At 63.4% G+C, this 21,853-nt stretch carries 18 protein-coding genes, 1 tRNA gene, 1 pseudogene and 1 other annotated feature; of the genes and pseudogenes, 10 read left to right on the top strand and 10 right to left on the bottom strand.

The window, feature by feature from the left end:
• Positions 1-249: 249 nt before the first annotated feature.
• The 5 genes from topA (at position 250) to rpmG (ending at position 6,933) form a co-directional block, all read left to right on the top strand.
• Positions 250-3,000, top strand: coding sequence for a type I DNA topoisomerase (topA, locus tag ACVNHC_RS05380; RefSeq protein ID WP_457166641.1), 2,751 nt, complete (start codon positions 250-252; stop codon positions 2,998-3,000).
• Positions 2,997-5,369, top strand: coding sequence for a ribonuclease R (gene rnr / locus ACVNHC_RS05385; protein ID WP_457166642.1), 2,373 nt, complete (start codon positions 2,997-2,999; stop codon positions 5,367-5,369). Before topA ends, rnr begins: the two co-directional genes overlap by 4 nt.
• Positions 5,370-5,371: 2 nt before the next feature.
• Positions 5,372-5,839 (top strand): DUF983 domain-containing protein, encoded by a 468-nt coding sequence (locus ACVNHC_RS05390; RefSeq protein WP_457166643.1) that lies wholly within the window; start codon positions 5,372-5,374, stop codon positions 5,837-5,839.
• A 15-nt stretch (positions 5,840-5,854) separates the two neighbouring features.
• On the top strand, positions 5,855-6,601 hold the full coding sequence (locus tag ACVNHC_RS05395; protein ID WP_457166644.1) for an NUDIX hydrolase: 747 nt from the start codon (positions 5,855-5,857) through the stop codon (positions 6,599-6,601).
• A 164-nt stretch (positions 6,602-6,765) separates the two neighbouring features.
• Entirely contained in the window at positions 6,766-6,933 is a 168-nt protein-coding gene (gene rpmG, locus ACVNHC_RS05400) for a 50S ribosomal protein L33 (RefSeq protein WP_019966402.1), read from the top strand.
• Positions 6,934-7,056: 123 nt separating this feature from the next.
• Here the strand turns inward: rpmG and ACVNHC_RS05405 are convergent, their stop codons facing one another.
• Positions 7,057-7,344, bottom strand: a complete 288-nt coding sequence (locus tag ACVNHC_RS05405) for a hypothetical protein (RefSeq protein ID WP_457166645.1) — start codon at positions 7,342-7,344, stop codon at positions 7,057-7,059.
• Between the two features lie 272 nt (positions 7,345-7,616).
• Between ACVNHC_RS05405 and ACVNHC_RS05410 the strand changes: the two genes are divergently transcribed.
• On the top strand, positions 7,617-7,997 hold the full coding sequence (locus ACVNHC_RS05410; RefSeq protein WP_457166646.1) for an NHLP leader peptide family RiPP precursor: 381 nt from the start codon (positions 7,617-7,619) through the stop codon (positions 7,995-7,997).
• 23 nt (positions 7,998-8,020) lie between these two features.
• Complete coding sequence (locus tag ACVNHC_RS05415) at positions 8,021-8,440, top strand: hypothetical protein (RefSeq protein ID WP_457166647.1); 420 nt, start codon at positions 8,021-8,023, stop codon at positions 8,438-8,440.
• A 51-nt stretch (positions 8,441-8,491) separates the two neighbouring features.
• Here ACVNHC_RS05415 and ACVNHC_RS05420 read toward each other — a convergent pair whose 3' ends face one another.
• The 5 genes from ACVNHC_RS05420 to ACVNHC_RS05440 all read right to left on the bottom strand — a co-directional run bounded on the left by ACVNHC_RS05420 (position 8,492) and on the right by ACVNHC_RS05440 (position 14,348).
• Positions 8,492-8,992 carry a DUF4405 domain-containing protein gene (locus tag ACVNHC_RS05420; protein WP_457166648.1) on the bottom strand — a complete coding sequence of 167 codons (501 nt, stop codon included), beginning with the start codon at positions 8,990-8,992 and terminating at the stop codon, positions 8,492-8,494.
• A gap of 165 nt (positions 8,993-9,157) precedes the next feature.
• Positions 9,158-10,450 carry an RsmB/NOP family class I SAM-dependent RNA methyltransferase gene (locus ACVNHC_RS05425; protein ID WP_457166912.1) on the bottom strand — a complete coding sequence of 431 codons (1,293 nt, stop codon included), beginning with the start codon at positions 10,448-10,450 and terminating at the stop codon, positions 9,158-9,160.
• A gap of 70 nt (positions 10,451-10,520) precedes the next feature.
• Positions 10,521-12,023, bottom strand: a complete 1,503-nt coding sequence (gene guaB / locus ACVNHC_RS05430) for an IMP dehydrogenase (RefSeq protein ID WP_019966407.1) — start codon at positions 12,021-12,023, stop codon at positions 10,521-10,523.
• Positions 12,024-12,228: 205 nt separating this feature from the next.
• Positions 12,229-12,975 (bottom strand): RlmE family RNA methyltransferase, encoded by a 747-nt coding sequence (locus ACVNHC_RS05435; protein WP_019966408.1) that lies wholly within the window; start codon positions 12,973-12,975, stop codon positions 12,229-12,231.
• Positions 12,972-14,348, bottom strand: coding sequence for a Ppx/GppA phosphatase family protein (locus tag ACVNHC_RS05440; RefSeq protein WP_457166913.1), 1,377 nt, complete (start codon positions 14,346-14,348; stop codon positions 12,972-12,974). Before ACVNHC_RS05440 ends, ACVNHC_RS05435 begins: the two co-directional genes overlap by 4 nt.
• Positions 14,349-15,335: 987 nt before the next feature.
• Here ACVNHC_RS05440 and ACVNHC_RS05445 point away from each other — a divergent pair.
• Together ACVNHC_RS05445 and ACVNHC_RS05450 are read left to right on the top strand one after the other, a co-directional pair.
• A tRNA-Gln gene (locus ACVNHC_RS05445) sits at positions 15,336-15,409 on the top strand.
• 304 nt (positions 15,410-15,713) lie between these two features.
• Positions 15,714-16,813 (top strand): IS3 family transposase gene (locus ACVNHC_RS05450; protein WP_457166649.1). Its coding sequence is split into 2 segments (ribosomal slippage): positions 15,714-15,966 and positions 15,966-16,813, totalling 1,101 coding nucleotides; the frame shifts between segments, so codons are not numbered across the junction.
• A gap of 267 nt (positions 16,814-17,080) precedes the next feature.
• On the opposite strand, the gene ACVNHC_RS05455 is transcribed toward ACVNHC_RS05450, so the two are convergent.
• Both ACVNHC_RS05455 and ACVNHC_RS05460 read right to left on the bottom strand, forming a co-directional pair.
• On the bottom strand, positions 17,081-17,767 hold the full coding sequence (locus ACVNHC_RS05455; RefSeq protein ID WP_457166650.1) for a hypothetical protein: 687 nt from the start codon (positions 17,765-17,767) through the stop codon (positions 17,081-17,083).
• Positions 17,768-17,924: 157 nt separating this feature from the next.
• Positions 17,925-19,155: pseudogene (locus ACVNHC_RS05460) on the bottom strand (IS3 family transposase).
• Positions 18,756-18,872: a sequence feature (AL1L pseudoknot), on the bottom strand. (Overlaps the previous pseudogene by 117 nt.)
• Positions 19,156-19,325: 170 nt before the next feature.
• On the opposite strand from ACVNHC_RS05460, the gene ACVNHC_RS05465 reads away from it, so the two are divergent.
• The gene (locus ACVNHC_RS05465; protein ID WP_457166651.1) at positions 19,326-20,603 is read left to right on the top strand and encodes an IS110 family RNA-guided transposase; all 1,278 of its coding nucleotides are present in this window, start codon (positions 19,326-19,328) and stop codon (positions 20,601-20,603) included.
• Between the two features lie 167 nt (positions 20,604-20,770).
• Here ACVNHC_RS05465 and ACVNHC_RS05470 read toward each other — a convergent pair whose 3' ends face one another.
• On the bottom strand, positions 20,771-21,424 hold the full coding sequence (locus tag ACVNHC_RS05470; protein WP_457166652.1) for a hypothetical protein: 654 nt from the start codon (positions 21,422-21,424) through the stop codon (positions 20,771-20,773).
• A gap of 10 nt (positions 21,425-21,434) precedes the next feature.
• The gene (locus ACVNHC_RS05475; RefSeq protein ID WP_457166653.1) at positions 21,435-21,821 is read right to left on the bottom strand and encodes a hypothetical protein; all 387 of its coding nucleotides are present in this window, start codon (positions 21,819-21,821) and stop codon (positions 21,435-21,437) included.
• Positions 21,822-21,853 lie beyond the last annotated feature (32 nt).

A 21,853-nucleotide genomic window follows, 5' to 3' on the forward strand; every position in this document is an offset into this window, starting at 1 on the left:
ACTCGAAGCTGACTTCCCCATCACCCTCGTGGCAATTCCGGCTCATGGCGGCGGTTCCGCCGGGCCGGTCAGTCAAACACCGTTCCAGACTCAAACAGCCAGAATCACAAGCGTGGCTTGACCTTCTGTTCACAAACGGTCATTTGACAGGCGGCTTGCGATCCTTGATCGTTGCCGGGGGAACAAGAATTTGCAGCGGAAACGGCCGGACAATCTGGTCACGGCCCGCTCACCAGCTTCTGGATTGTGATGAACATCGTCATTGTGGAATCGCCGGCCAAGGCCAAGACGATCAACAAATACCTGGGATCGGACTATCACGTTCTGGCGTCCTATGGTCACGTGCGCGACTTGCCGGCGAAGGATGGCTCCGTCCGTCCCGACGAGGACTTTGCCATGATCTGGGAGGTGGACAGCAAGTCCCAGAAGCGGCTCAACGAGATCGCCAGCGCCGTGAAGGGCGCAGACCGCCTGATCCTCGCAACTGACCCGGATCGCGAAGGAGAGGCGATTTCCTGGCACGTGCTGGATGTGCTGCAGAAGAAGAAGGTGCTCAAGGACATCCCGGTCGAGCGCGTCGTCTTCAACGCCATCACCAAGCAGTCGATCCTGGAGGCGATGAAGAACCCGCGGCCGATCGACACACCGCTGGTGGATGCCTATCTCGCCCGCCGTGCGCTCGATTATCTCGTCGGCTTCACCCTCTCCCCCGTCCTGTGGCGCAAGCTGCCGGGCGCGCGCTCTGCCGGACGTGTGCAGTCCGTGGCGCTGCGCCTCATCTGCGACCGGGAAATGGAGATCGAAACCTTCGTCAAGGAAGAGTACTGGTCGATCCTCGCCAGCCTGAAGACGCCGAAGGGTGACGGCTTCACCGCCTCCGTGGTGGGCTTTGACGGCAAGAAGCTCGGCCGCCTCGACATCAAGACCGAAGAGCAGGCGCAGACCATCAAGCGCATGCTGGAAGGCGCCAGCTACCGGGTGGAGAGCGTCGTCTCCAAGCCCGCCAAGCGCAACCCGCAGCCGCCCTTCACCACCTCCACGCTACAGCAGGAGGCCTCCCGCAAGCTCGGTTTCTCGGCCTCGCGCACCATGCAGGTGGCGCAGAAGCTTTATGAGGGCATCACCCTCGGCGGCGAGACCACCGGTCTCATCACCTATATGCGTACCGACGGCGTGCAGATCGCGGGCGAAGCCATTGCCGCCGCCCGCCGCGTCATCGGCAGCGACTTCGGCGACAAATACGTTCCCGAAAAGCCGCGCTTCTATTCCTCCAAGGCCAAGAACGCCCAGGAAGCGCACGAAGCCGTGCGCCCGACCGACCTTGGCCGGCGCCCGCGCGATGTCGCCCGTTTCCTCGATCCCGATCAGGCCCGGCTTTACGAGCTGATCTGGAAGCGCACCATGGCCAGCCAGATGGAATCGGCCGTGCTGGAGCGCACCACCATCGATATCGACGCCAGCGGCTCCGGCAAGCATGCTGCCCTGCGCGCAACCGGTTCCGTTGTCCGCTTCGACGGCTTCCTGGCGCTCTATCAGGAGGGCCGCGATGACGACGAGGACGAAGATTCCCGCCGCCTGCCGGCCGTGGACGATGGTGCGCCGCTGAGCCTTGCCGCCGTTGACGGCAAGCCGGGCATTGATGCCAGCCAGCATTTCACCACGCCGCCGCCGCGCTACACGGAAGCCAGCCTCGTCAAGAAGATGGAAGAGCTGGGCATCGGCCGTCCTTCCACCTATGCCTCGACGCTGCAGACCCTGCGCGACCGCGAATATGTGGATCTCGACAAGAAGCAGCTGGTGCCACAGGACAAGGGCCGCATCGTCACGGCCTTCCTCGAAAGCTTCTTCTCCCGCTATGTGGAGTTTGACTTCACCGCGAGCCTTGAAGAGCAGCTCGACCGGATTTCCGCCGGCGAACTGTCCTGGCGCGAGGTGCTGGCCGCGTTCTGGCGCGATTTCTCCGCCGCCGTGGACGAGACCAAGGACCTGCGCGTTGCCCAGGTGATCGACGCGCTGAACGAGCTGCTGGCCGCCCATATCTTCCCCGTGAAGGAAGAGGGCAAGGACCCGCGTGCCTGCCCGTCCTGCGCCACCGGCCAGCTGTCGCTGAAGGTCAGCCGCTTCGGCGCCTTCATCGGCTGCAACAACTATCCCGAATGCAGCTACACCCGCCAGCTGGCACGCGGTGCCGAGGGCGAGGATGGGGAAGCGGCTGCCGATGGTCCGAAGGTGCTGGGCACTGATCCGGCCACCGGGCTGGATGTCTCCCTGCGCACGGGCCGTTTTGGCCCTTACGTGCAGCTTGGCGAGGAGGCCAAGCCCAAGCGCGCCTCCCTGCCCCGCGGCTGGTCTGCGGCAGATATCACGCTGGACAAGGCCTTGCAGCTTCTGTCCCTGCCCCGCGAAATCGGACCTCATCCGGAAGACGGCAAGATGATCTCGGCCGGTATCGGGCGCTTCGGCCCCTTCGTGCTGCATGATGGCACCTATGCGAACCTTTCGTCCGCCGATGAGGTGTTCTCGGCCGGCATCAACCGCGCCGTCGATCTTCTGGCGGAAAAGCGCGCCAAGGGTGCCCGTGGCCGGGCGGCTCCTGCCGCGCTGAAGGAACTGGGCGAGCATCCCGATGGCGGGCCCATCACCGTGCGCGATGGCCGTTACGGGCCTTACGTCAACTGGGCCAAGGTCAACGCCACCCTGCCCAAGGGCAGTGATCCGCAAGCCGTGACGCTGGAACAGGCGCTGGAGCTGATTGCGGCCAAGGGCGGCAAGAAGGCTGCAGCCAAGAAGCCGGCCGCAAAGAAGGCCGCCACCACCAAGAAGGCTGCCCCGAAGAAAGCTGAAAAGGCTGAGGACGGCGAAGCTGCGCCGAAGAAGGCGGCAGCCAAGAAGACCACGGCAACCAAGGCAAAGACCGCAACCGCCAAGACAGCGGCAGCGAAAGCGCCTGCCAAGAGCAGATCCAAAGCCGGCAGCACTGCCGCAGACGAGGCCAATTGACCACGAAACGCCCCCATGGCGGCGGCGGCGCATCCGATCAGCGCCCCGCCCGCCCCCGCAAGAGCGCAGCAAAACCCGGCGGCAGGGCCGCAAAACCGGCCAAGACGCCGGGCGCCTTTCCCTCGCGCGAGGACATCCTTGCCTTTGTCGCGGAAAATCCGGGCAAGGCAGGCAAGCGGGAGGTGGCGCGCCATTTCGGCATCGTCGGCGCCGCCCGCATCCAGCTGAAGCGCATCCTCAAGGATCTGGCCGAGGAAGGCGTCGTCGAAAAGCGGCAGAAGCGCCTGATCCGCCCCGGCGACCTGCCGCCTGTTTTCGTGGTCTATATCAACGCCCGCGATGCCCATGGCGAATTGCTGGGCGAGCCCGTGAACTGGGACGAAGAGGCGGGCGCTCCGCCGAAAGTGCTGGTGCTGACGGGCCGCGACACACCGCGCGGCGCAACGCCGGGCATTGGTGACCGGGCGCTGGTGCGCCTTGCAGACCTTGATCCCGGCCCGGAAGCCGCCCACGCTGCACGGGTGCTGAAGCTGCTGGAACGCCAGCAGGGCGCCATTTTAGGCATCCTGCGCGAGCGCGCCGGGCACATGCCGCCCTATCTGGAGCCGATCGACCGCAAGCAGCGCGAACTCGACATCGACACCTCCGACCTGAAAGAGGCGGTGGATGGCGATCTCGTCAGCGTCGAGATCACCCGCATCGGCCGCTACGGCGCGCCCAAGGCCCGGATCGTGCGCCGCTTCGGCTCGCTGAAGTCGGAAATGGCCGTTTCCGAAATCGCGCTGCAGAGCCATGGCATTCCCCACGTCTTCCCCGCTGCCGTCGAGCTGGAGGCAGAGCGCGCCCAGCCGGTGACGCTGGGCAAGCGCGAGGACTGGCGCAAGATCCCCTTCATCACCATCGACCCGGCAGACGCCAAGGACCATGACGACGCGGTCTATGCGGAATCCGACGAGGACCCGGCCAACGAAGGCGGTCATGTGGTCTTCGTCGCCATTGCCGATGTCGCCCACTATGTGCGGCCCGGCACGGCACTGGACCGGGAGGCGCATCTGCGCGGCAACTCGGTGTATTTCCCGGACCGGGTGATCCCGATGCTGCCGGAGCGCATCTCCAACGATCTGTGCTCGCTGAAGGAGGGCGTCGACCGCCCGTCCATGGCCGTGCGCATGGTCTTCGACAAGACCGGCCGCAAGATCGCCCACACCTTCCACCGGGTGCTGATCCGCTCTGCCGCAAAACTCTCCTATCAACAGGCGCAGGCGGCGATCGACGGCCAGACGGATGACAAGACCGGCCCGCTGCTGGAGCCCATCCTCAAGCCCCTGTGGACGGCCTATGCCTGCCTCACACTCGGCCGCGATGCCCGCGAGCCGCTGGATCTCGATCTGCCGGAGCGCAAGATCAAGCTGAAGGCGGATGGCACGGTCGATTACGTCTTCATCCCGGACCGGCTTGATGCGCACAAGCTGATCGAGGAGTGCATGATCCAGGCCAACGTTTCGGCTGCCGAAACGCTGGAAAAGCGGAAAGTGCCCCTGCTCTACCGCATCCATGATGCGTCGAGCCCGGAGAAGCTGCAGTCGCTGAAGGACTTCCTGTCCACGCTCGGCATGAAGCTGCCGTCCGCCGGCGGTCTGCGGCCCGCCACCTTCAACGGCATTCTGGCCAAGGTGAAGGACACGCCGCAGGCCCATCTCGTCAACGAAGTGATCCTGCGCTCGCAGGCCCAGGCCGAATATGCGCCGGAGAACATCGGCCACTTCGGCCTCAACCTGCGCCGCTATGCCCATTTCACCTCGCCCATCCGCCGCTATGCCGACCTTATCGTGCACCGTGGACTGATCCGGGCGCTGGGGTTCGGCTCCGATGGCCTGCCGGAGGAAATCGGCGGCAAGCTCGCGGCCATCGGCGCGGAAGTCTCCGCCGCCGAGCGCCGGGCCATGCTGGCCGAGCGGGATACCATCGACCGGCTGATTGCCCTGTGGATGAGCGAGCGCGTCGGTGCGCGCTTCACGGGCCGCATTGCGGGCGTCGTCAAGTCGGGCATGTTCATCAAGCTGGATGACACGGGCGCGGATGGCTTCATCCCGGCCTCGACCATCGGCCACGACTATTACCGCTATGACGAAGCGTCGCATGCTTTGATCGGCGAGAGGACTGGCGAAACCCACCAGCTTGGTGACAAGGTGGAGGTCGAGCTGGTGGAAGCTGCCCCCTTTGCCGGAGCCTTGCGCTTTGCGCTGCTGAGCGAGGGGCGCATCACCGCCAAGGGCGCACGCCGGAAGGGCGGCTCATCAGGGCCGGGCGGGCGCAGTTCACCCGCCCGCAAAGGCGGCTTCACCCCGGGACGGAGGGGGAAAAGGTAATCATGGGCTTGCAGTATCTGACGGGGGGAGGCCCTGAGGGGCCTGTTGCCGCGAAGCCGAAACGCAACGTGGGCCAGTCGATCCTGCGCGGCTTTTCCTGCCGCTGTCCGGCCTGCGGAGAGGGGAAGATCTTCACCGGCTATCTGACGGTGAACCCGGCCTGCAATGTGTGCGGCGAGGAGCTGCATCACCAGCGCGCCGATGACGCCCCGCCCTATTTCACCATCACCATCGTCGGCCACATCATCGTGCCGGCCATGATGGCGGTGGAATTTGCCTGGCGTCCGGCCGTGTGGATCCACATGACCCTGTGGCTGCCGCTGACCCTCATCCTTTCACTGGGCTTCCTGAGGCCAGTCAAAGGTGCTCTGATCGGGCTGCAATGGGCGCTCTACATGCATGGTTTCGACCCCGAATCCATCGAGGACCTACCCGAACCGGACCCCGCTGCCAGCCATCGCAGCCCCTGAGAAGCCGAGCCTGACATGAGCGACGAAGGCCTTGCCGCCCTCCACAAGGAAGCCCAGACGCACACGGGCCACGCCTATATCCGCCCCAAGGATGCCTCGACGCTGCTGATCCTCGACCGCAGCGGCAGCGCCTTGCGCGTGCTCATGGGCAAGCGCCACCAGCGCCACACCTTCATGCCGGGCAAGTTCGTCTTTCCCGGCGGCCGGGTGGACCCGGGCGATTCCCGTGTGGCCGTTGCTTCCAGCTATCATCCGGAAGTGGAGCGCAAGCTCGCCGTGCTGCCGAAGGGCGGCAAGCTGACGCCCTCGCGCCTCAAGGCGCTTGCGGTGGCCGCCGTGCGCGAAACCTACGAAGAGGCTGGCCTCTTCATCGGCCGCCAGACCGGGCGCCAGTGGCCCGCAAAAGGCGATTTTCAGGCCTTCTCCGACCGGGGCATCGAGCTGGACCTTTCGCCCGTGCGCATGGTCGCCCGCGCCATCACGCCGCCGGGCCGCTCCCGCCGCTTCGACACGCGCTTTCTGGCCGTCTTTGCCGATGGAATCGCTGACCGCCTGCCGCAGGGCACCGGCCCTTCGGGGGAACTGGAGGACATCGCCTGGCTGACGCTGGAGGAAACGCGCGATGCGGACCTGCCCATCATCACCCAGAAGATTCTCTCTGACCTTGCCGAAAGGCTCGCCCACGACCCGGATCTGGCGCCGCAAACGCCGGTTCCGCTCTATTTTGCGCGTGGAAACGGCTTTGCCCGGGAGCTGATCTGAGCCATTGCCGGGGATTTTTGCGGGGAGCCCGCGCCAGAGCTTGACTTTGGCTGGCTTATGAGTAGTTTGCGCCCTGATTTCGTGACACCGCAGCGAACTCAAAGGGCGCCAGAGACTGGCCGCATTGAGCGTTTGCCGGACTAACCAGAACAGGATCGAAGGCTATGGCCAAGGCGACCACCATCAAGATCAAGCTGCTTTCCACCGCTGACACCGGTTTCTTCTACGTGACCAAGAAGAACTCCCGCACCATGACCGAGAAGATGTCCATGCGGAAGTACGACCCGGTTGCCAAGAAGCACGTCGAGTTCAAGGAAACCAAGATCAAGTAATCCGCGCTGCTCCGCCTGACATGGCAGAGCGCAGGACATGATCTTCCTTCAAGAAGCCCGCAAGGTATCACCTTGCGGGCTTCTTGGTGTTCGCACGCTCTCTTCCGTCATGCCATGACTTGATCATGGCATCCATGCCCTGCCCTCCCTGCACGGCGGCGTGTTGTGGAACACTTGGCGGACTGCCTGCATGGAAAGCCCACGGAATGGATGCCATGGGCGAGCCATGGCATGACGGAAAGAGAGGGCGCGGTGCATTGCCTCAAGAGGAACATCGGCAGGTGCGTTGACCGCCTTGGCAAGCATGGCCATGGAGGCTTCACCATCGCTATCCGCCAGGCACCGCCTCGCGGGTTTCTTGCTGTTTGTACGCTCTCTTCCGTCATGCCATGACTGGATCATGGCATCCATGCCCTGCCCTCCCTGCACGGCGGCGTGTTGATGAAAACTCTGGCGGTTTACCTCCAGGAAAAGTCTACGGAATGGATGCCATGGGCGAGCCATGGCATGACGAAAAGGGAGGGCGCGGTGCATAGGGTAGAGGCTGCAAAGTGAGGCCCCGGGGGCTATTGTATGCTGGACCTTTGAAGGTCCGCCTGCCGGAACTTTCAAGGTCCATTTCCCCCGCTCGGGCGTTCTGCGGCTAGCTTGCCTTCATCACCTGAGGAGAAGGATCGCCAGCCATGAGCGTGAAACCGGTCAGCAACCGCATCGAACTTGAAGCCGCCATCCAGAGCAAGGCGGCAGAGGACGCCGCCTTCCGGGCAGCCCTGACGGCCAATCCGGCCGCCGCACTGGAAGCTGCCTTCGGCCTTGCCGTACAGCCGGGCATCAGTATCCGTGTCATCGAGGAAAAGCCGGGCGAAGTGGCGCTGGTGCTGCCTGCGGGCGCAGGTGAGCTTTCCGGCAAGGATCTGGAAGCCGTCTCCGGAGGCTATGCCGTGAATGCGCAGGTGACCGATGCCGTCACCCAGAGCAACGTCAAGCATCCCGGCGGCGGCAGCGATCCGATGGGCTGGGGTGGCAGCGTCTATTCTACCCGGTTCCCCTTCTTTCCCCGTTGATTCACCCTTGAAAGAACAACGTCATGACAACGCCCCTACCCGCCCGCCTTGCCTGTGAAGCCCTGCTGCGTGAGAAAGCAGCAGGAGACGCAGAATTTCGTGCAAGGCTCGTCAGCAACCCGGCTGAAGCCGTAGGTGAAGCCTTCGGACAGGCGCCCAAGGACGATCTGACCTTCCGCGTTATCGTGGAAGAGCCCGGTGAGGTGGTGCTCGTGCTGCCGCCCCTGCCCGGGGAACTGTCCGACGCACAGCTGGCAGCCGCATCCGGCGGTTACACCCTCACGATCAACAATTCGGGTAGTGGCAGCTCTGGCTTCTTCATCTTCCAGAAGGGCCCGCAGACCGGCGGTCCCGCGTCTATTGCATGGTCCACATTGCCGGGCGGCTCAGGCGCCGGCACAAGCTTTACCTGGAACATCAATTACGGCACATCCTGGTGGTGAGCCAGCCGGTGCGCGGCTGCCGTGATGCGCCGCGCACAGATCACATACCGGTCAGGGAGCCGTGACTGCCTTCGCCATCATGGCCATGGGCGCCTCCCCGCGGCTTGCTGCAAGGCTGGAGAGCGTATCCGAACCGGAAGCGCCTGTGATGCCAGCCGCCTCAAGCCTTGCGATCAGCGCAGCCTCCTCAAGGCCCAGAACCGGCGCCACAGCCGACAGCGGCGCGCTCTGGACCGCCTTCACCATCGCCATGGCCGGATTGCCGCTGCGCCCCGGCCCGGTCAAGGCTTCTGCTGCAAAGAACCCGCCTGCGGCAAGACTGCCCGCCAGCGCCAACGGCATCGCGGCACGGCGGAAATAGCCCAGCATCGGCTTCCAGTTGCGCCACAGGTGAACGGCCACAGGCGCCAGCAGCACCATGGACAGAACTTCATGCATTTCGTGGAAGAGGCCGGACTGCCAGCCGAAGAAGAGAGCCACACCTGAAATGGTGGAAACGAGGAACAGCCCGGCGGTCAGCGGGGTTGCCCATCGGAAAAGAAGATCGCGCATGACTGGAAACCTTTGGCTATCGGGCAGCGCCTGATCGCGGCTGCCCTTGGCTCCGGATTCCATAGCACCGGCACCTGTCCGTGCGCGTATCCAATTGTAACGATACGTAATCAAAGGGATGCCGCCGCGAAGATCTCAACATCCGCGCGGCGGGTCCTGTCAGGTTCAAGCCGTACGGCGCACCACGGAGACGAAGAAACCATCCGTCGCGGTCGAGGCCGGGGTGAGCACCAAATGCCCCTCAGCCGTGACATGGGCCGGCAGCGCCTTGCCCGGGAGCACGGCCTCGAAGGAGGCCACGGCAGAGCCGCGCGTAAAGCGGCTGTCACGCGCCAGAAAGGCCTCGATCTGGCCACCGTTTTCCTGCGGCAGCAGCGAACAGGTGGCATAGACCAGCCGCCCGCCCGGCTTGACGAAACGCGACGCCGTGTCCAGCACGCGGGCCTGATCTTCCATGCGCTCGCCAAGGGCCTTTTCGGTCAGGCGCCACTTGGAATCAGGCCGCCGCCGCCACACGCCCGTGCCGGTGCAAGGCGCATCGACGAAGACCAGATCCATCTGCCCTTCCAGATCCTCCAGCGAGGAGAACTTGGGATCACGCACCTGCACATTGCGCGCCCCCGCACGGGCGAGACGCTCGTGAATGGGGGCAAGGCGCAGCCGGTCGGAATCATAAGCGTAGATCTGGCCACGGTTTTCCATGAGGGCCGCGAGCGCCAGCGTCTTGCCGCCGCCACCGGCGCAAAGGTCCAGCACCTGTTCGCCGGGCTTCGGCGCTGCGATCAGCGCGGCCAGCTGGCTTGCCTCGTCCTGCAGCTCGAACCAGCCCTTGCGGTAGCCCTCTTCCGCCTGCACATGCGGCATGCGGGCAGCGCCGGGGCGCGGAGCGATGCGCAGGCCCTGCGGCGACAGGCCGGTTTCCACCGCGCCCTCTTCGCCAAGGCGCTTGAGCACCTTTTCGCGCGTCGCCTTCAGCGTGTTGACGCGCAGATCAATCGGCGCACGGGCGGCCAGCGCCTGCCCTTCGGCAACAGCTGCCGCGCCAAAGGCGTCCGTGAACATCGGCCACAGCCATTCCGGAACATCTGCGGTCACATGGTCCGGCGCGGGCTCGTCCCGGTCCGTGGAGAGGAAGGCAATTTCCTCTTCGCTCAAGGCTTCGGGGGCATGGCGGTCATCGGCCAGCACCTCAGTGAGGCGCGGCACCCCCTGGCCCCAGAGCCGGGCATAGGTTGCCAGCGCCAGCGCGCGCGGGCTGCCAGAGCGCATCTGCCAGCCGAGGCTGAGCTGATGGCGCAGGGCATCAAACACCAGATTGCCGATGATGGTGCGGTCGCCCGACCCGGCAAACCGGTGGGCATTGCCCCAGTCCTTCAGGGCCTCCTGCACCGGGCGGCGGCGGCTTTCCACCTCACCCAGCACCTCGATCGCCGCTGCAAGGCGTCCGCCGTCCTTCATCATGCAACTCCGGTTCCGTTGTCCTGCGCGGGGCTTCATGCTCCTGCGCAGGACAGTGTCAGTCAAATGCTCAGATATTCGTCGGGTAGTTCGGGCTTTCGCGCGTGATCGTCACGTCATGGGCGTGGCTTTCGCGCAGGCCGGCACCGGTGATGCGCACGAAGCGGGCCTTTTCCTGCAGCTCCGGGATCGTCTTGGCGCCAACATAGCCCATGGCAGCGCGCAGGCCGCCGGCAAGCTGATGCAGCACGCTGGAGAGCGGGCCCTTGTACGGCACCTGACCTTCGATGCCTTCCGGCACCAGCTTCAGCGTGTCACGCACTTCCGCCTGGAAGTAGCGGTCGGCCGAGCCGCGCGCCATGGCACCAACCGAGCCCATGCCGCGGTAAGCCTTGTAGGAGCGGCCCTGATGCAGATAGACCTCGCCCGGGCTTTCCTCGGTGCCCGCCAGCAGCGAGCCGATCATGGCCGCCGAAGCGCCGGCGGCCAGCGCCTTGGCCAGATCGCCCGAATACTTGATGCCGCCGTCGGCAATGACCGGAACGCCCTGCTTGGTGGCTTCGTCGCAGGCTTCCAGAATGGCGGTCAGCTGCGGCATGCCGACACCGGCAACGATACGGGTGGTGCAGATGGAGCCCGGCCCGATGCCGACCTTCACCGCATCCGCACCGGCATCGATGAGCGCCTTGGTGCCGTCGCGGGTGGCGACGTTACCGGCCAGAACCTGAACGCCGTTGGACAGGGCCTTGACCTTGCTGACCATTTCCAGCACGCGGGCCGAATGGCCGTGGGCGGTGTCCACCACCACAAGGTCGACACCCGCATCGATCAGGCGCTCGGCCCGCTGCATGCCTTCTTCGCCCACGCTGGTGGCGGCGGCAACGCGCAGGCGGCCCTGCTCGTCCTTGGTGGCATTGGGGTTGAGGTGGGCCTTTTCGATGTCCTTCACGGTGACAAGGCCGATGCAGTTATAGGCATCGTCCACCACCAGCAGCTTTTCGATGCGGTGCTGGTGCAGAAGGCGCTTGGCTTCTTCCTGGCTGACGGTATCGCGCACGGTGACGAGGTTTTCCCGCGTCATCAGCTCATAGACCTTCTGGCCCGGATTGGTGGCAAAACGCACATCACGGTTGGTGAGCACGCCCACCAGACGGCCCGTGACCAGACCGCCGCTGCCGCCATTCTCCACCACCGGAATGCCGGAAATGCCATAGGCCTTCATCAGGTCCAGCGCATCCTTGAGGGTGGCGTCCGGGCCGATGACGACCGGGTTCACCACCATGCCGGATTCGAACTTCTTCACCTGGCGCACCTGCTCGGCCTGCTGGTCGAGGGTGAGGTTGCGGTGCACCACGCCGATGCCGCCGGCCTGGGCCATGGCGATGGCAAGGCGGGCTTCCGTCACCGTGTCCATGGCGGAGGACAGGATCGGCAGGTTTAGTTCAATCCCACGGGTGATGCGGGTGCGCACATCGGTCTGGCCCGGCATGACTTCCGAATGGCCCGGCATCAGCAGGACGTCATCAAAGGTCAGCGCATCAACGCCGGTGGTCGGAACGAAAAATGAAGCCATGGCCAATTCCCCTTGAGTTGAAATGCCGGAACCCGCCAGCCCTTGGGAAGGCGGCGGCGGCAGGATGCGCTTCGGCAATGCCGGAGAAGTTGGCGCGGGTGAATAACACGCAGGTGACAGGTTGGGAAGGGCAAACAAACAAGCTGTGACAAATGGATGATTGGAGCCGTCTTCCATTCGGGCACACCGCAGCCCTGCCCGGACCTCAGTCCTCCCCGTCTCCTTCGCCCTCAATCAGGCGCGGATCGCGGGAGGCGGCGCGATTGCCCCGGAACCCCTTGGCGACCACGTAAAGCTCCGGGCTTTCCTTGCGGCTGGCCGGCGGCTTGATGTGGGCGACGGAATCAAAGGACTTCTTCAGGTCGGTCAGCAGCTGATTCTCTGTGCCGCCCCGGAACACCTTGGCAAGGAAAGCCCCGCCGGGTGCCAGATTCGTCAGTGCGAAATCAATCGCCACCTCGAACAGATGCGTGGTGCGCAGATGGTCGGTCTTGCGGTGGCCCGTGGTGGGCGCCGCCATGTCCGACAGCACCAGATCCGGCTTGTGCCCGCCAAGAGCCGCAATCAGCGCGTCCGGGGCGTCCTCATCAAGAAAATCCTTCTTCAGCAGCACGACGCCCGGCAGATGGTCCATGTCGAGATAATCGATGCCGACGACCAGCGGCTCTTCCGGCGTGGACTTGACCACATCGGCCAGCACCTGACACCAGCCGCCGGGTGCCGCACCCAGATCCACCACGCGCAGGCCCGGCCGCAGCAGGTTGAGCTTCTCGTCGATTTCCAGCAGCTTGTAGGCCGCCCGCGACCGGTAGCCGTCGATCTTGGACCGGCGGACATAGGGGTCATTGAGGTGGCGCTCCAGCCAGCGCGTGGAGGATTCCTTGCGCTTGGCCGCCGTCTTCACCCGCACATGCAGGCCGCGATCACCCGCTCCGCGCTTGCCGCCTGTCATGATCTTCCTTTCTGGCCCTTGTGGCCGCGTCCGCCGCGGGACCATACGCCATCCGCAGCCATCAGTTCGGTCAGAATGCCCTCGCGCAGACCCCGGTCGGCGACGCGCAGGCGCGCACAGGTCCAGCGGCGGCGGATGGCTTCCAGAATGGCGCAGCCCGCCAGCACCAGATCGGCCCTGTCCGCACCGATGCAAGGGTTCTCCACCCGCTCCCGGTAGGACATGTCGCGCAGCTTGGCAACCATGGCCGACACATCCTCATCCGCCAGCCAGGCTCCGTCCACACGGCGCCGGTCATAGCGGCGCAGGCCGAAATGCACGCCCGCCAGCGTCGTCACCGTGCCGGACGTGCCCAGCATGTGCATGTTGCTGGAGGCCATCGCCTCGCGGAGCCCGGCGCCAAGCGCCGAGCCATCGAGATGGCTGCTGACATCATCGATCATCGCCTCGAAGACTTCATGGCTCACGTCCATGCCGCCGTGGCGCTCCGCCAGATTGACGACGCCCACCGGTAGCGACACCCAGGCGCGGATGAAGCGCGTCAGCGCATAGCCGCGCGCCCCGCCCCGGTTGCGCAGATCCAGCCAGACGATTTCCGACGAGCCGCCGCCGATATCGAACAGCAGCACGCCGTCCGCATCCCGATCCACCAGCGAGGCACAGCCCGCCACCGCCAGCCGGGCTTCCGTTTCCCGGTTGACGATTTCCAGCGCCAGCCCCGTTTCCCGCTGCACACGGGCGATGAACTCCTCGCCATTTTCCGCCGCGCGGCAGGCCTCCGTCGCAATCAGGCGCGAGCGGCGCACGCCGCGCTCGGCCAGCTTGCGGTGGCAGCTGTCCAGCGCCTCGATGGCGCGCTCCATGGCCGCATCGCTGAGGCGGCGGCTGGCGCCCACCCCCTCGCCCAGGCGCACGATGCGCGAATAGGCATCAACGACGCGAAAGCCGCGTTCGTCCGGTTTGGCAATCAGCAGGCGGCAGTTGTTGGTGCCAAGGTCAAGCGCGGCATAAAGATCGCCGTCCGCGTCAACGGAACGCCCTGCCTCATGGCCGGAGCGGCGCACCTGCGGCAGGTCATGGCCCCGCTGGGGGCGCGAATGGGAGCCCGGCTCCACAGCCTGCCGGGCGGCATTGTGAGCAGCCGGGTGAGCAGCCGGCTCCCCGCCAGCCTGATCAGGCCCCGAAGCCCCGCGCGCAGCCGGATGGGCGGATGCAGAATGCGCGCCGCGCGCCGCACCGCGCCCGCGCCGCCGCCTGCGGCCACGCCCGCCCGCCCCGTCCGTCTCTGCGCCGGCATGGGCCGCCTGCCCCGTTGCAAGATGGCCCGCCTCGTTTCCGGTGCCGGAACCGGAAGACTGCGGGCTGTCCAGCAGCTGATGGGAAGGCTGACCTGAAGATGGCCCTGAAGACGCCCCAGCAGCTGCTCCAGCGCTCCGTCCCTTGAAACCGGGGCGCCCGCCACGGGCATGCCGCGGCTGGTTGCCAGAACCGGAAGCAGAACCCGGGCCTGTTTGCCCGTTCCGCCCGCCATGACCAGCCCCCGCCTGCCCGCCCTGCGGACTGGAGGCAAAGGAACCAGCCGCCATGGAACCGCCAGCTCTGGAACTGGCGGCTTGCTCTGCACCGCCACCGGCAGGACCATCCTCGCCCTGAAGGCAGGCGCGCCGCTCGGCGCGGTTGGGCCGCTGATCGGCGCGCGGACGGCGCCTGTGCTTCTTCTTTGCCGGACGCGGCCCCGAAGACGTTTCCGCCTGCGGTCCGGGCGCAACTGGCCCGTTCTCGATTCGCTTCTGGGCGCCGCCCCTGCCCTTGGAACGGCGCTTCTTGCGCGGGCCCTTGCCGGACCGCGCATCCTGAACCGAAGCCGCACCAGCCTGCCGCTCCCGTGCCGGGGCAGCCTCCTGACCGTGCTCTTCCACCTGAATGCCCTTCTGCGCCGGCGCCGGTCACCCAGGAGGAGCCCCTCAAGAGGACAGCGCGCGCAACAAGATAATGTTGGGCAAAGTGTATCAGCTTGCCTGCCGCAGCGCAAAGGCGGCAAAGCGCAAGAGGCAGGAAAGACGCAAGGACAGCCCGGGGCCCCTCAAAACCGGCCGGCAAAACCCGGACGAAGCATCCTCAGGGCGGACCGCCGCCGGCCGGTCACGGCGGCGGATATGGCACCGCAAAAACAGGACAGTTTCCGGGAACCCGGTTTCCGGGCCGGATTCCGCCATTTTTCCAAGCGCTTGAGATCATTCATCCACAGGCGCACAGCCGTTTCATTTTTTTGCCGTTCCCCAGTTGATCCCCCGCCCCCAAGCCGCTATAAGCCCCCTCATCGCAGCGCCACCAAGCGCCGCCCGCCAAAAGGCGTCTACTGGGGAATAGGTTAACGGTAGACCCACGGACTCTGACTCCGTTAGTCCTGGTTCGAATCCAGGTTCCCCAGCCATCATCTAATTTACTTATTTTTCAAGCACTTGAACAACCGGCGCATACCGCTGCCGGAACAGTTTTCCGGACCACTTTTCCGGATTAGTCCGCCCCTGGGCAAGCGGCAGTCACGCTCTGCATCTCCTTTCCCGTTACAAATTCCATCAAGTCCCGTTCGGGATGATTTTGGCATGCCGTCTGACCTTGCCCGCAGATTTTATCCAGTTTTGCATTCGATCCCGTTGACGTGCTTCCCGATTTTCGAAGCGTTCTGAGCTGGAATTTTCCAATTATGATCCCGTTGACGGGAGAAGGAGAGTTCCATGAAGAAGTCGAAATTCTCGGAGGCGCAGATCGCGTTCATCCTGCGCCAGGCCGATGAGGGAACGCCAGTCGCAGAGGTTTGCCGAAAGGCCGGTATCAGCGATGCGACGTTCTACAACTGGCGCAAGCGCTACGGCGGGATGACGCCCTCGGAGGTCAAGCGGATGCGCCAGCTCGAGGACGAGAACAACCGGCTCAAGAAGATCGTCGCAGACCTGACACTCGACAAGGCCATGCTGCAGGACGTGCTTTCAAAAAAGCTCTGAAGCCTGTTCGCCGCCGTCGTCTTGTCGATGAGGTCCGTCAGGACTGGAAAGTGTCGATCAGGCGGGCTTGCGCCTGCCTGCGGAGCGATCCTTCACTCTATCACTACAAGTCGAAGCGCGGCGACCAGGCTGCCTTGAAAGCCAGGATCAAGGAGATCGCTGCGACGCGGGTGCGCTACGGCTATCGGCGCGTCCATGTGCTGCTGCGCCGGGAGGGATGGCCCGTGAACGCCAAGCGAATCTATCGCCTCTACAAGGAGTTGGGCTTGCAGATACGCAATAAGACGCCAAAGCGGCGGGTGAAAGCGAAGCTGAGCGAAGACCGGACTGAGGCCATGCATTCCAATGATGTATGGGCCATGGACTTCGTTCACGACCAATTGGCGACCGGCCGCAAGATTCGTGTGCTGACCGTCGTTGACACCTTCTCGCGCTTCTCGCCGGTGGTCTATCCACGGTTCAGCTATCGCGGCGAGGATGTCGTGGGGACGTTGGATCGCGCCTGCCGGCGCATCGGCTACCCGAGGACAATCCGGGTTGACCAAGGATCCGGGTTCATCTCCCGAGACCTTGACCTGTGGGCCTATCAGCGTGGCGTCGAACTGGACTTCTCCCGGCCCGGCAAGCCGACCTACAACGCGTTCATCGAGTCGTTCAATGGCAAGTTCCGCAGCGAATGCCTCAACGCCCACTGGTTCCTGACGCTTGACGATGCCCGGTCGAAGATGGAGGAATGGCGTAAGGACTACAACACAGTCCGCCCGCACAGCGCGATCGGCAACAAGTCGCCGATATCGCTCTTGAAAGGCTCATCAGCGGCTTCCGCCCCCTGAGCCAGAAACCCCGGAAGTTCCCGCCCGGGGCGATCCAAAGACGGGGAGCACTTCAAGAAGGCGGAAGGTGGAAGCCTGAAACTGAGTCCTCAGCTGTTTTGAGGAGCATGTTGGACTTTGCGGCGGACGAACTCCACTCGCCGTATATTCTTGAGTTACTTTACGACGACCAACGCGTTAGACTGGAAATAGAGTGTTCGCGCATTCAGGTGGTCAGTTTGTTGGCAAGCCTGAAACTCATGGAATGAACGCATTGTTGCGCGTCCCCTAAGTCGATGGCTTGCCAGCCAAGACACGAAAAATGAAACCGGGTTCGGAGTATTGCTCTTCCACGTGCGTGCGTGCAAGTCGCCGTGGATTGACTCGATCACGATGGGCGCGCTGCAGCGGCTCCACATCCAGTAAGTCGATAACAGATAGCCCATCCTCAGTCTGAAACGACGGTATAGCCTTCGCGACCTCCGCCTTATACGTTTTGAACCATTCGTCCCAAGTCAGTACCTGCTCATCAAGAAGCTCAGCGACCTCAAGTCCAGCCTCCGACTTCATTGTCGATTCCGCAAATTCGGCAAATCGATCTGAAGCTTTCTCCAACAACGCCATATCCAACGCGGTCAAAGGGTACCGTCCACCATTCTGGTCCACCTCAGAAAGAATTTTGCCGAGACAGAATGCAAAGGCATGTGAGTTGGAGAGCATCTTGTCAGCGTCGTGCAAGCTGATACCTCTCGCGAGTGAGATCGCCGCGATAGACATTTTGTAAGGACGAAAGCCGTTCCTTCCATCGAGAAGTACAGCAAATTCCTCCCAGGCTTGAGCCACCAGCGTGTTGGCCGTCTTCGCTGCATCGCCTTCAAACATAAAAGCTCGTGAAGCTTCTTCTAGAAGGTTTTGGACCACGACAGCTGCTTCGCTCTTCTTGTAGTTGTCCTTGATGCTTTTGAAAATGCCCATCGAGGTTTTTCCGAAATTACTGAGATTTCAGAGGCATGAAGCGGTCCTCTTGCCATACCTCTGGTGCCACTGAGGGCTCCGCAGATCAAGCCCTGGATCACTTTAGCGCACAGATTCTTGAACCGCGCCGGATTTACCGGAGAACGTTTGGATTAAGTTATGCGGCCATGGCTGGCGCATCCAGCATGGTGTAGTATCGTTCTTCTGCCTCGGCGGGCGGAATGTTTCCGATGGGCTCCAGAAGGCGGCGGTTGTTGAACCAATCGACCCATTCGAGCGTGGCGGACTCCACGGCTTCGAAGTTGCGCCACGGTCCCCGTCGATGGATGACTTCGGCTTTGTAAAGACCGTTGATCGTTTCAGCGAGAGCGTTGTCGTAACTGTCGCCAACGCTTCCGACAGAGGGCTCTATGCCCGCCTCCGCCAGTCGTTCGGAATAGCGAATGGATACCTATTGCGAGCCGCGGTCGGAATGATGAACCAGCCCGCCGCGATGAACGGACCGCCGATCATGAAGCGCCTGGTCGAGGGCATCGAGAACGAAACCCGCATGCGCCGTCCGGCTTGCTCGCCAACCGACGATACGGCGAGCAAAGGCATCGATCACGAACGCGACGTAAACGAAGCCCTGCCAGGTCGCCACATAGGTGAAATCTGAAAGCCACAGCATGTTCGGTGCGGGCGCGAAGAAGTGCCGGTTCACCCGGTCGAGCGGGCACGGCGCGGTCTTGTCGCTGATCGTCGTGCGGATTGGTTTGCCGCGAATGACGCCTTGAAGCCCCATCATTCTCATAAGCCGAGCGACGGTGCAGCGAGCGATGTCGTAACCTTCTCGCTGCAACTGCTGCCAGACTTTCCGCACGCCATAGACCTGGAAGTTCTCGTTGAACACCCGGCGTACCTCAACCTTCATAGCGATATCGCGCCGGGCGCGTGCCGACAGGCGGTCCACGTCCGTGCGCTTGGCAACAACTTCATAATAGGTGGACGGGGCAATCGGCAGCAGTCTGCAGATCGGCTCGACCCCGAGCACCAAACGGTGTTCGTCGATGAAGGAAATCATCGCTTCAGTGGGCGGTCGAGCTCCGCCATCGCAAAATATGCAGAAGCCTTCCGCAAAATCTCATTGGCCTGACGAAGCTCGCGGTTCTCCCGCTCCAGAGCCTTCATCTTCTCCGCCACGTCACTCGGCAAACCTGCACGCTTGCCGCTGTCGACTTCGGCCTTCTTCACCCATTCATGCAGCGTATGCGCCGAGCAGCCGATCTTGGCGGCTATGGAAGATACTGCAGCCCAACGGGATGAATGTTCGGCTTCATGCTCGTCACCATTCGAACCGCGCGGGCACGGACTTCAGGAGAGAATTTGTTCGTCGTTTTGCTTGTCATAGACCCTACTTCTCACGAGTTGGGGTCTCAGGCAAACCCGGTACGGTTCAGGGACCTGTGCCCCGGCAGGAGGCCGTGGTGGATGCCTTGTGGGGAGTCCGCGCCATCGAGCGCCAGTACAGGGATCGGCAGGCATCGCGGCGGCTCGAGGATGACTTGAGGAGATCGTCATGGACGAGGATCGGCCGGACTGGTTCGTGGGCGTCGACTGGGCATCGCAGACGCACCACGTTGTTCTCATCGATGCCCGCGGCCGCAAGATTGCCGAGCGTGGCTTTCCTCATGGCGGGGAAGGCATGGCGGAGATGACGGCCTGGATCGGCAGGCACACGGGAGCGGCGCCAGCGAAGGTCCCCGTGGCCATCGAGGTGCCGCATGGTCCCGTCGTCGAGGGGCTGATGGAGCGTGGCTTTCCCGTCCACGCCATCAACCCCAGGCAGCTCGACCGCTTCCGCGACCGCTTCTCGCCCGCTGGCGCCAAGGACGACAGCCGGGACGCGGAGGTGCTGGCGAGTGCGCTCAGGACCGATCCGCGCTGCCTCCGGCGCCTGGAGCCACTCGACCCGGCCGTCGTGGAATTGCGCGAGTGGTCGCGCATCGCCGAGGACCTGCGGCATGACCGCAACCGGCTCGGCAACCGCGTCCGCGAGCTTCTCTGGCGTTACTATCCGCAGATGCTGGAATTGACCGATGACGCCGCTGCGCCCTGGTTCCTGGAGCTCTGGGCGCTCGTTCCAACACCCGGCAAGGCTGCCCGCGTCCGCGAGCTCACCGTCGAGCGGCTCTTGAAGAAGCATCGCATCCGCCGCATCTCCGCGGCCGAAGCCCTCGGCCGGCTGCGTGCACCCGCGCTGACTGTCGCGCCCGGAACGCAGAGTGCTGCGGTGGACCATCTGGCATCCGTCGCCAAGCGGCTCCAGCTCGTCAATCGCGAGATCGCAAGCGCCGATGACCGCCTCGACCGGTTGACCGCCCGCCTCGCCAGGGACGGGGACGGGGCCGGAGAGGGGGACGGCCGGGAGACCGGGCCGGGGCAAATCCCTGAGCAGCATGACGTGACGATCCTGCGAACCTTGCCGGGCGTCGGAAGGATCGTCATCGCCACGCTGCTCGCAGAAGCTTACGAAGCCCTGCGGCGAAGAGATTATCACGCTCTGCGATGCCTGTCCGGCGTCGCACCCGTCACCCGGCGCTCCGGCAAGAGCCGCATCGTCGTCATGCGCCAGGCCGCCGATGGCCGGTTGCGAAACGCCGTCTACCACTGGGCACGCGTCGCCACCCAGCACGACCCGGTCAGCCGCGGCAAGTACACCGCCCTCAGAAAACGAGGTCACAATCACGCGCGCGCACTCCGTTCCGTCGCAGACCGTCTCCTCGCCGTCGCATGCGCCATGCTCACAACAGGAACGGCCTTCAACGCAAATCACGCCACGAAAGCCACTTGCTAAATGGTGGGGAGTCCCCCCCCCGCTGGCGTCTCCAGCCAATCTCAAACACGGTCATTTGTCACTGAGTGCACGCCAAGCATCAAAGCCGTTTACGCCAATATGCCCGTAGAGATACTTCGCGATACGCATCGCTCCACCATAAGTTCTTTTTTTGGGGAGGGTGCGATCTAGAATGCTGCGGTTGAAGTCTTCTTATGCTCACAGAACGCTGCGACAAGTGAATCTACCTTGTCTCCGTAGCCACTGTAGCCATTCACCTGCCGCAATGCGGCATACGCCCGGAAATAACTCCAAAATGTCAACAACTCGCTGTCGAAGTACTTGACAAGCACATCACTGTCACAGAGGCCGGAACTCTCGCAGGTCGACATCCTTGAAAAGAACTGCACAATGGTCTTTAGGCCCCTTTCTAACGACTTGCTCTTCATGTCGTCACCGGTGACGATTTCCTCTGTCCATTTCTGGCCGAGGTTAAATTTTGCTAGGGTAATAGCCTCCGGCGAGAGATCAGCGGGCAGGGTTTCGCCTGCGATTCGCCGTTCTTCGACGAATAACGACAGATCATCGTAGGCGCTTGACAGACCCTTCTCTGTCCATTCTTGAACGAATGCAAGTGACCGTCCGCGCTTTAAGTCTTCATTCGAATTAACATATTGCTGGTAAGCTAGGATGGCGACGATGATCACAGCAATATTGGCGATGATAGAGACGATCTTAGCAGTCTTGTCCAAACGGCCCGACTGCGATCCACCCACTTGGGCTTCCGCCGATTTGGTGGCAGCATCGCCGAGACTTTGAACAAAATTGATAAGGTTGAGCATGGTCGCAAGCCTACCGGCATTGATCTCGAAGGACGAAAATCGCGACAGGCGTCCAGTTGACATCTTGAGCGTTGACCAGCGATCGCAAGCAGACAAGTCTCGGCTGATCAAGAAGTAGTGACAGCGTTGGTTCTGCTGGCTTCACCGCCCCGTCAGGAATGGATTGCCCGCCGCGCATCGTTGCAACTGAAGCGCCGGAACAATCCAAGAGGCTTACCAGGACAGCGGATGCCTTCGTCCTCTCCAGATTGCTAATTTCGCCATCGATCTTCTCGGCAAGACAGTCAGCGAGATCACGGGTCAGAACCACCTTGTTGGTGCAATAATCGCAGTTCGCGCTTGCGTGATCCGACAACAAGGCGGCAATCACCGCGGATGTGAGCATCAGTTTGAGCATTGCCTATACCAAAAATATTTAGCCCTTGAGAT

Source organism: Pannonibacter sp. Q-1 (genome assembly GCF_054073275.1).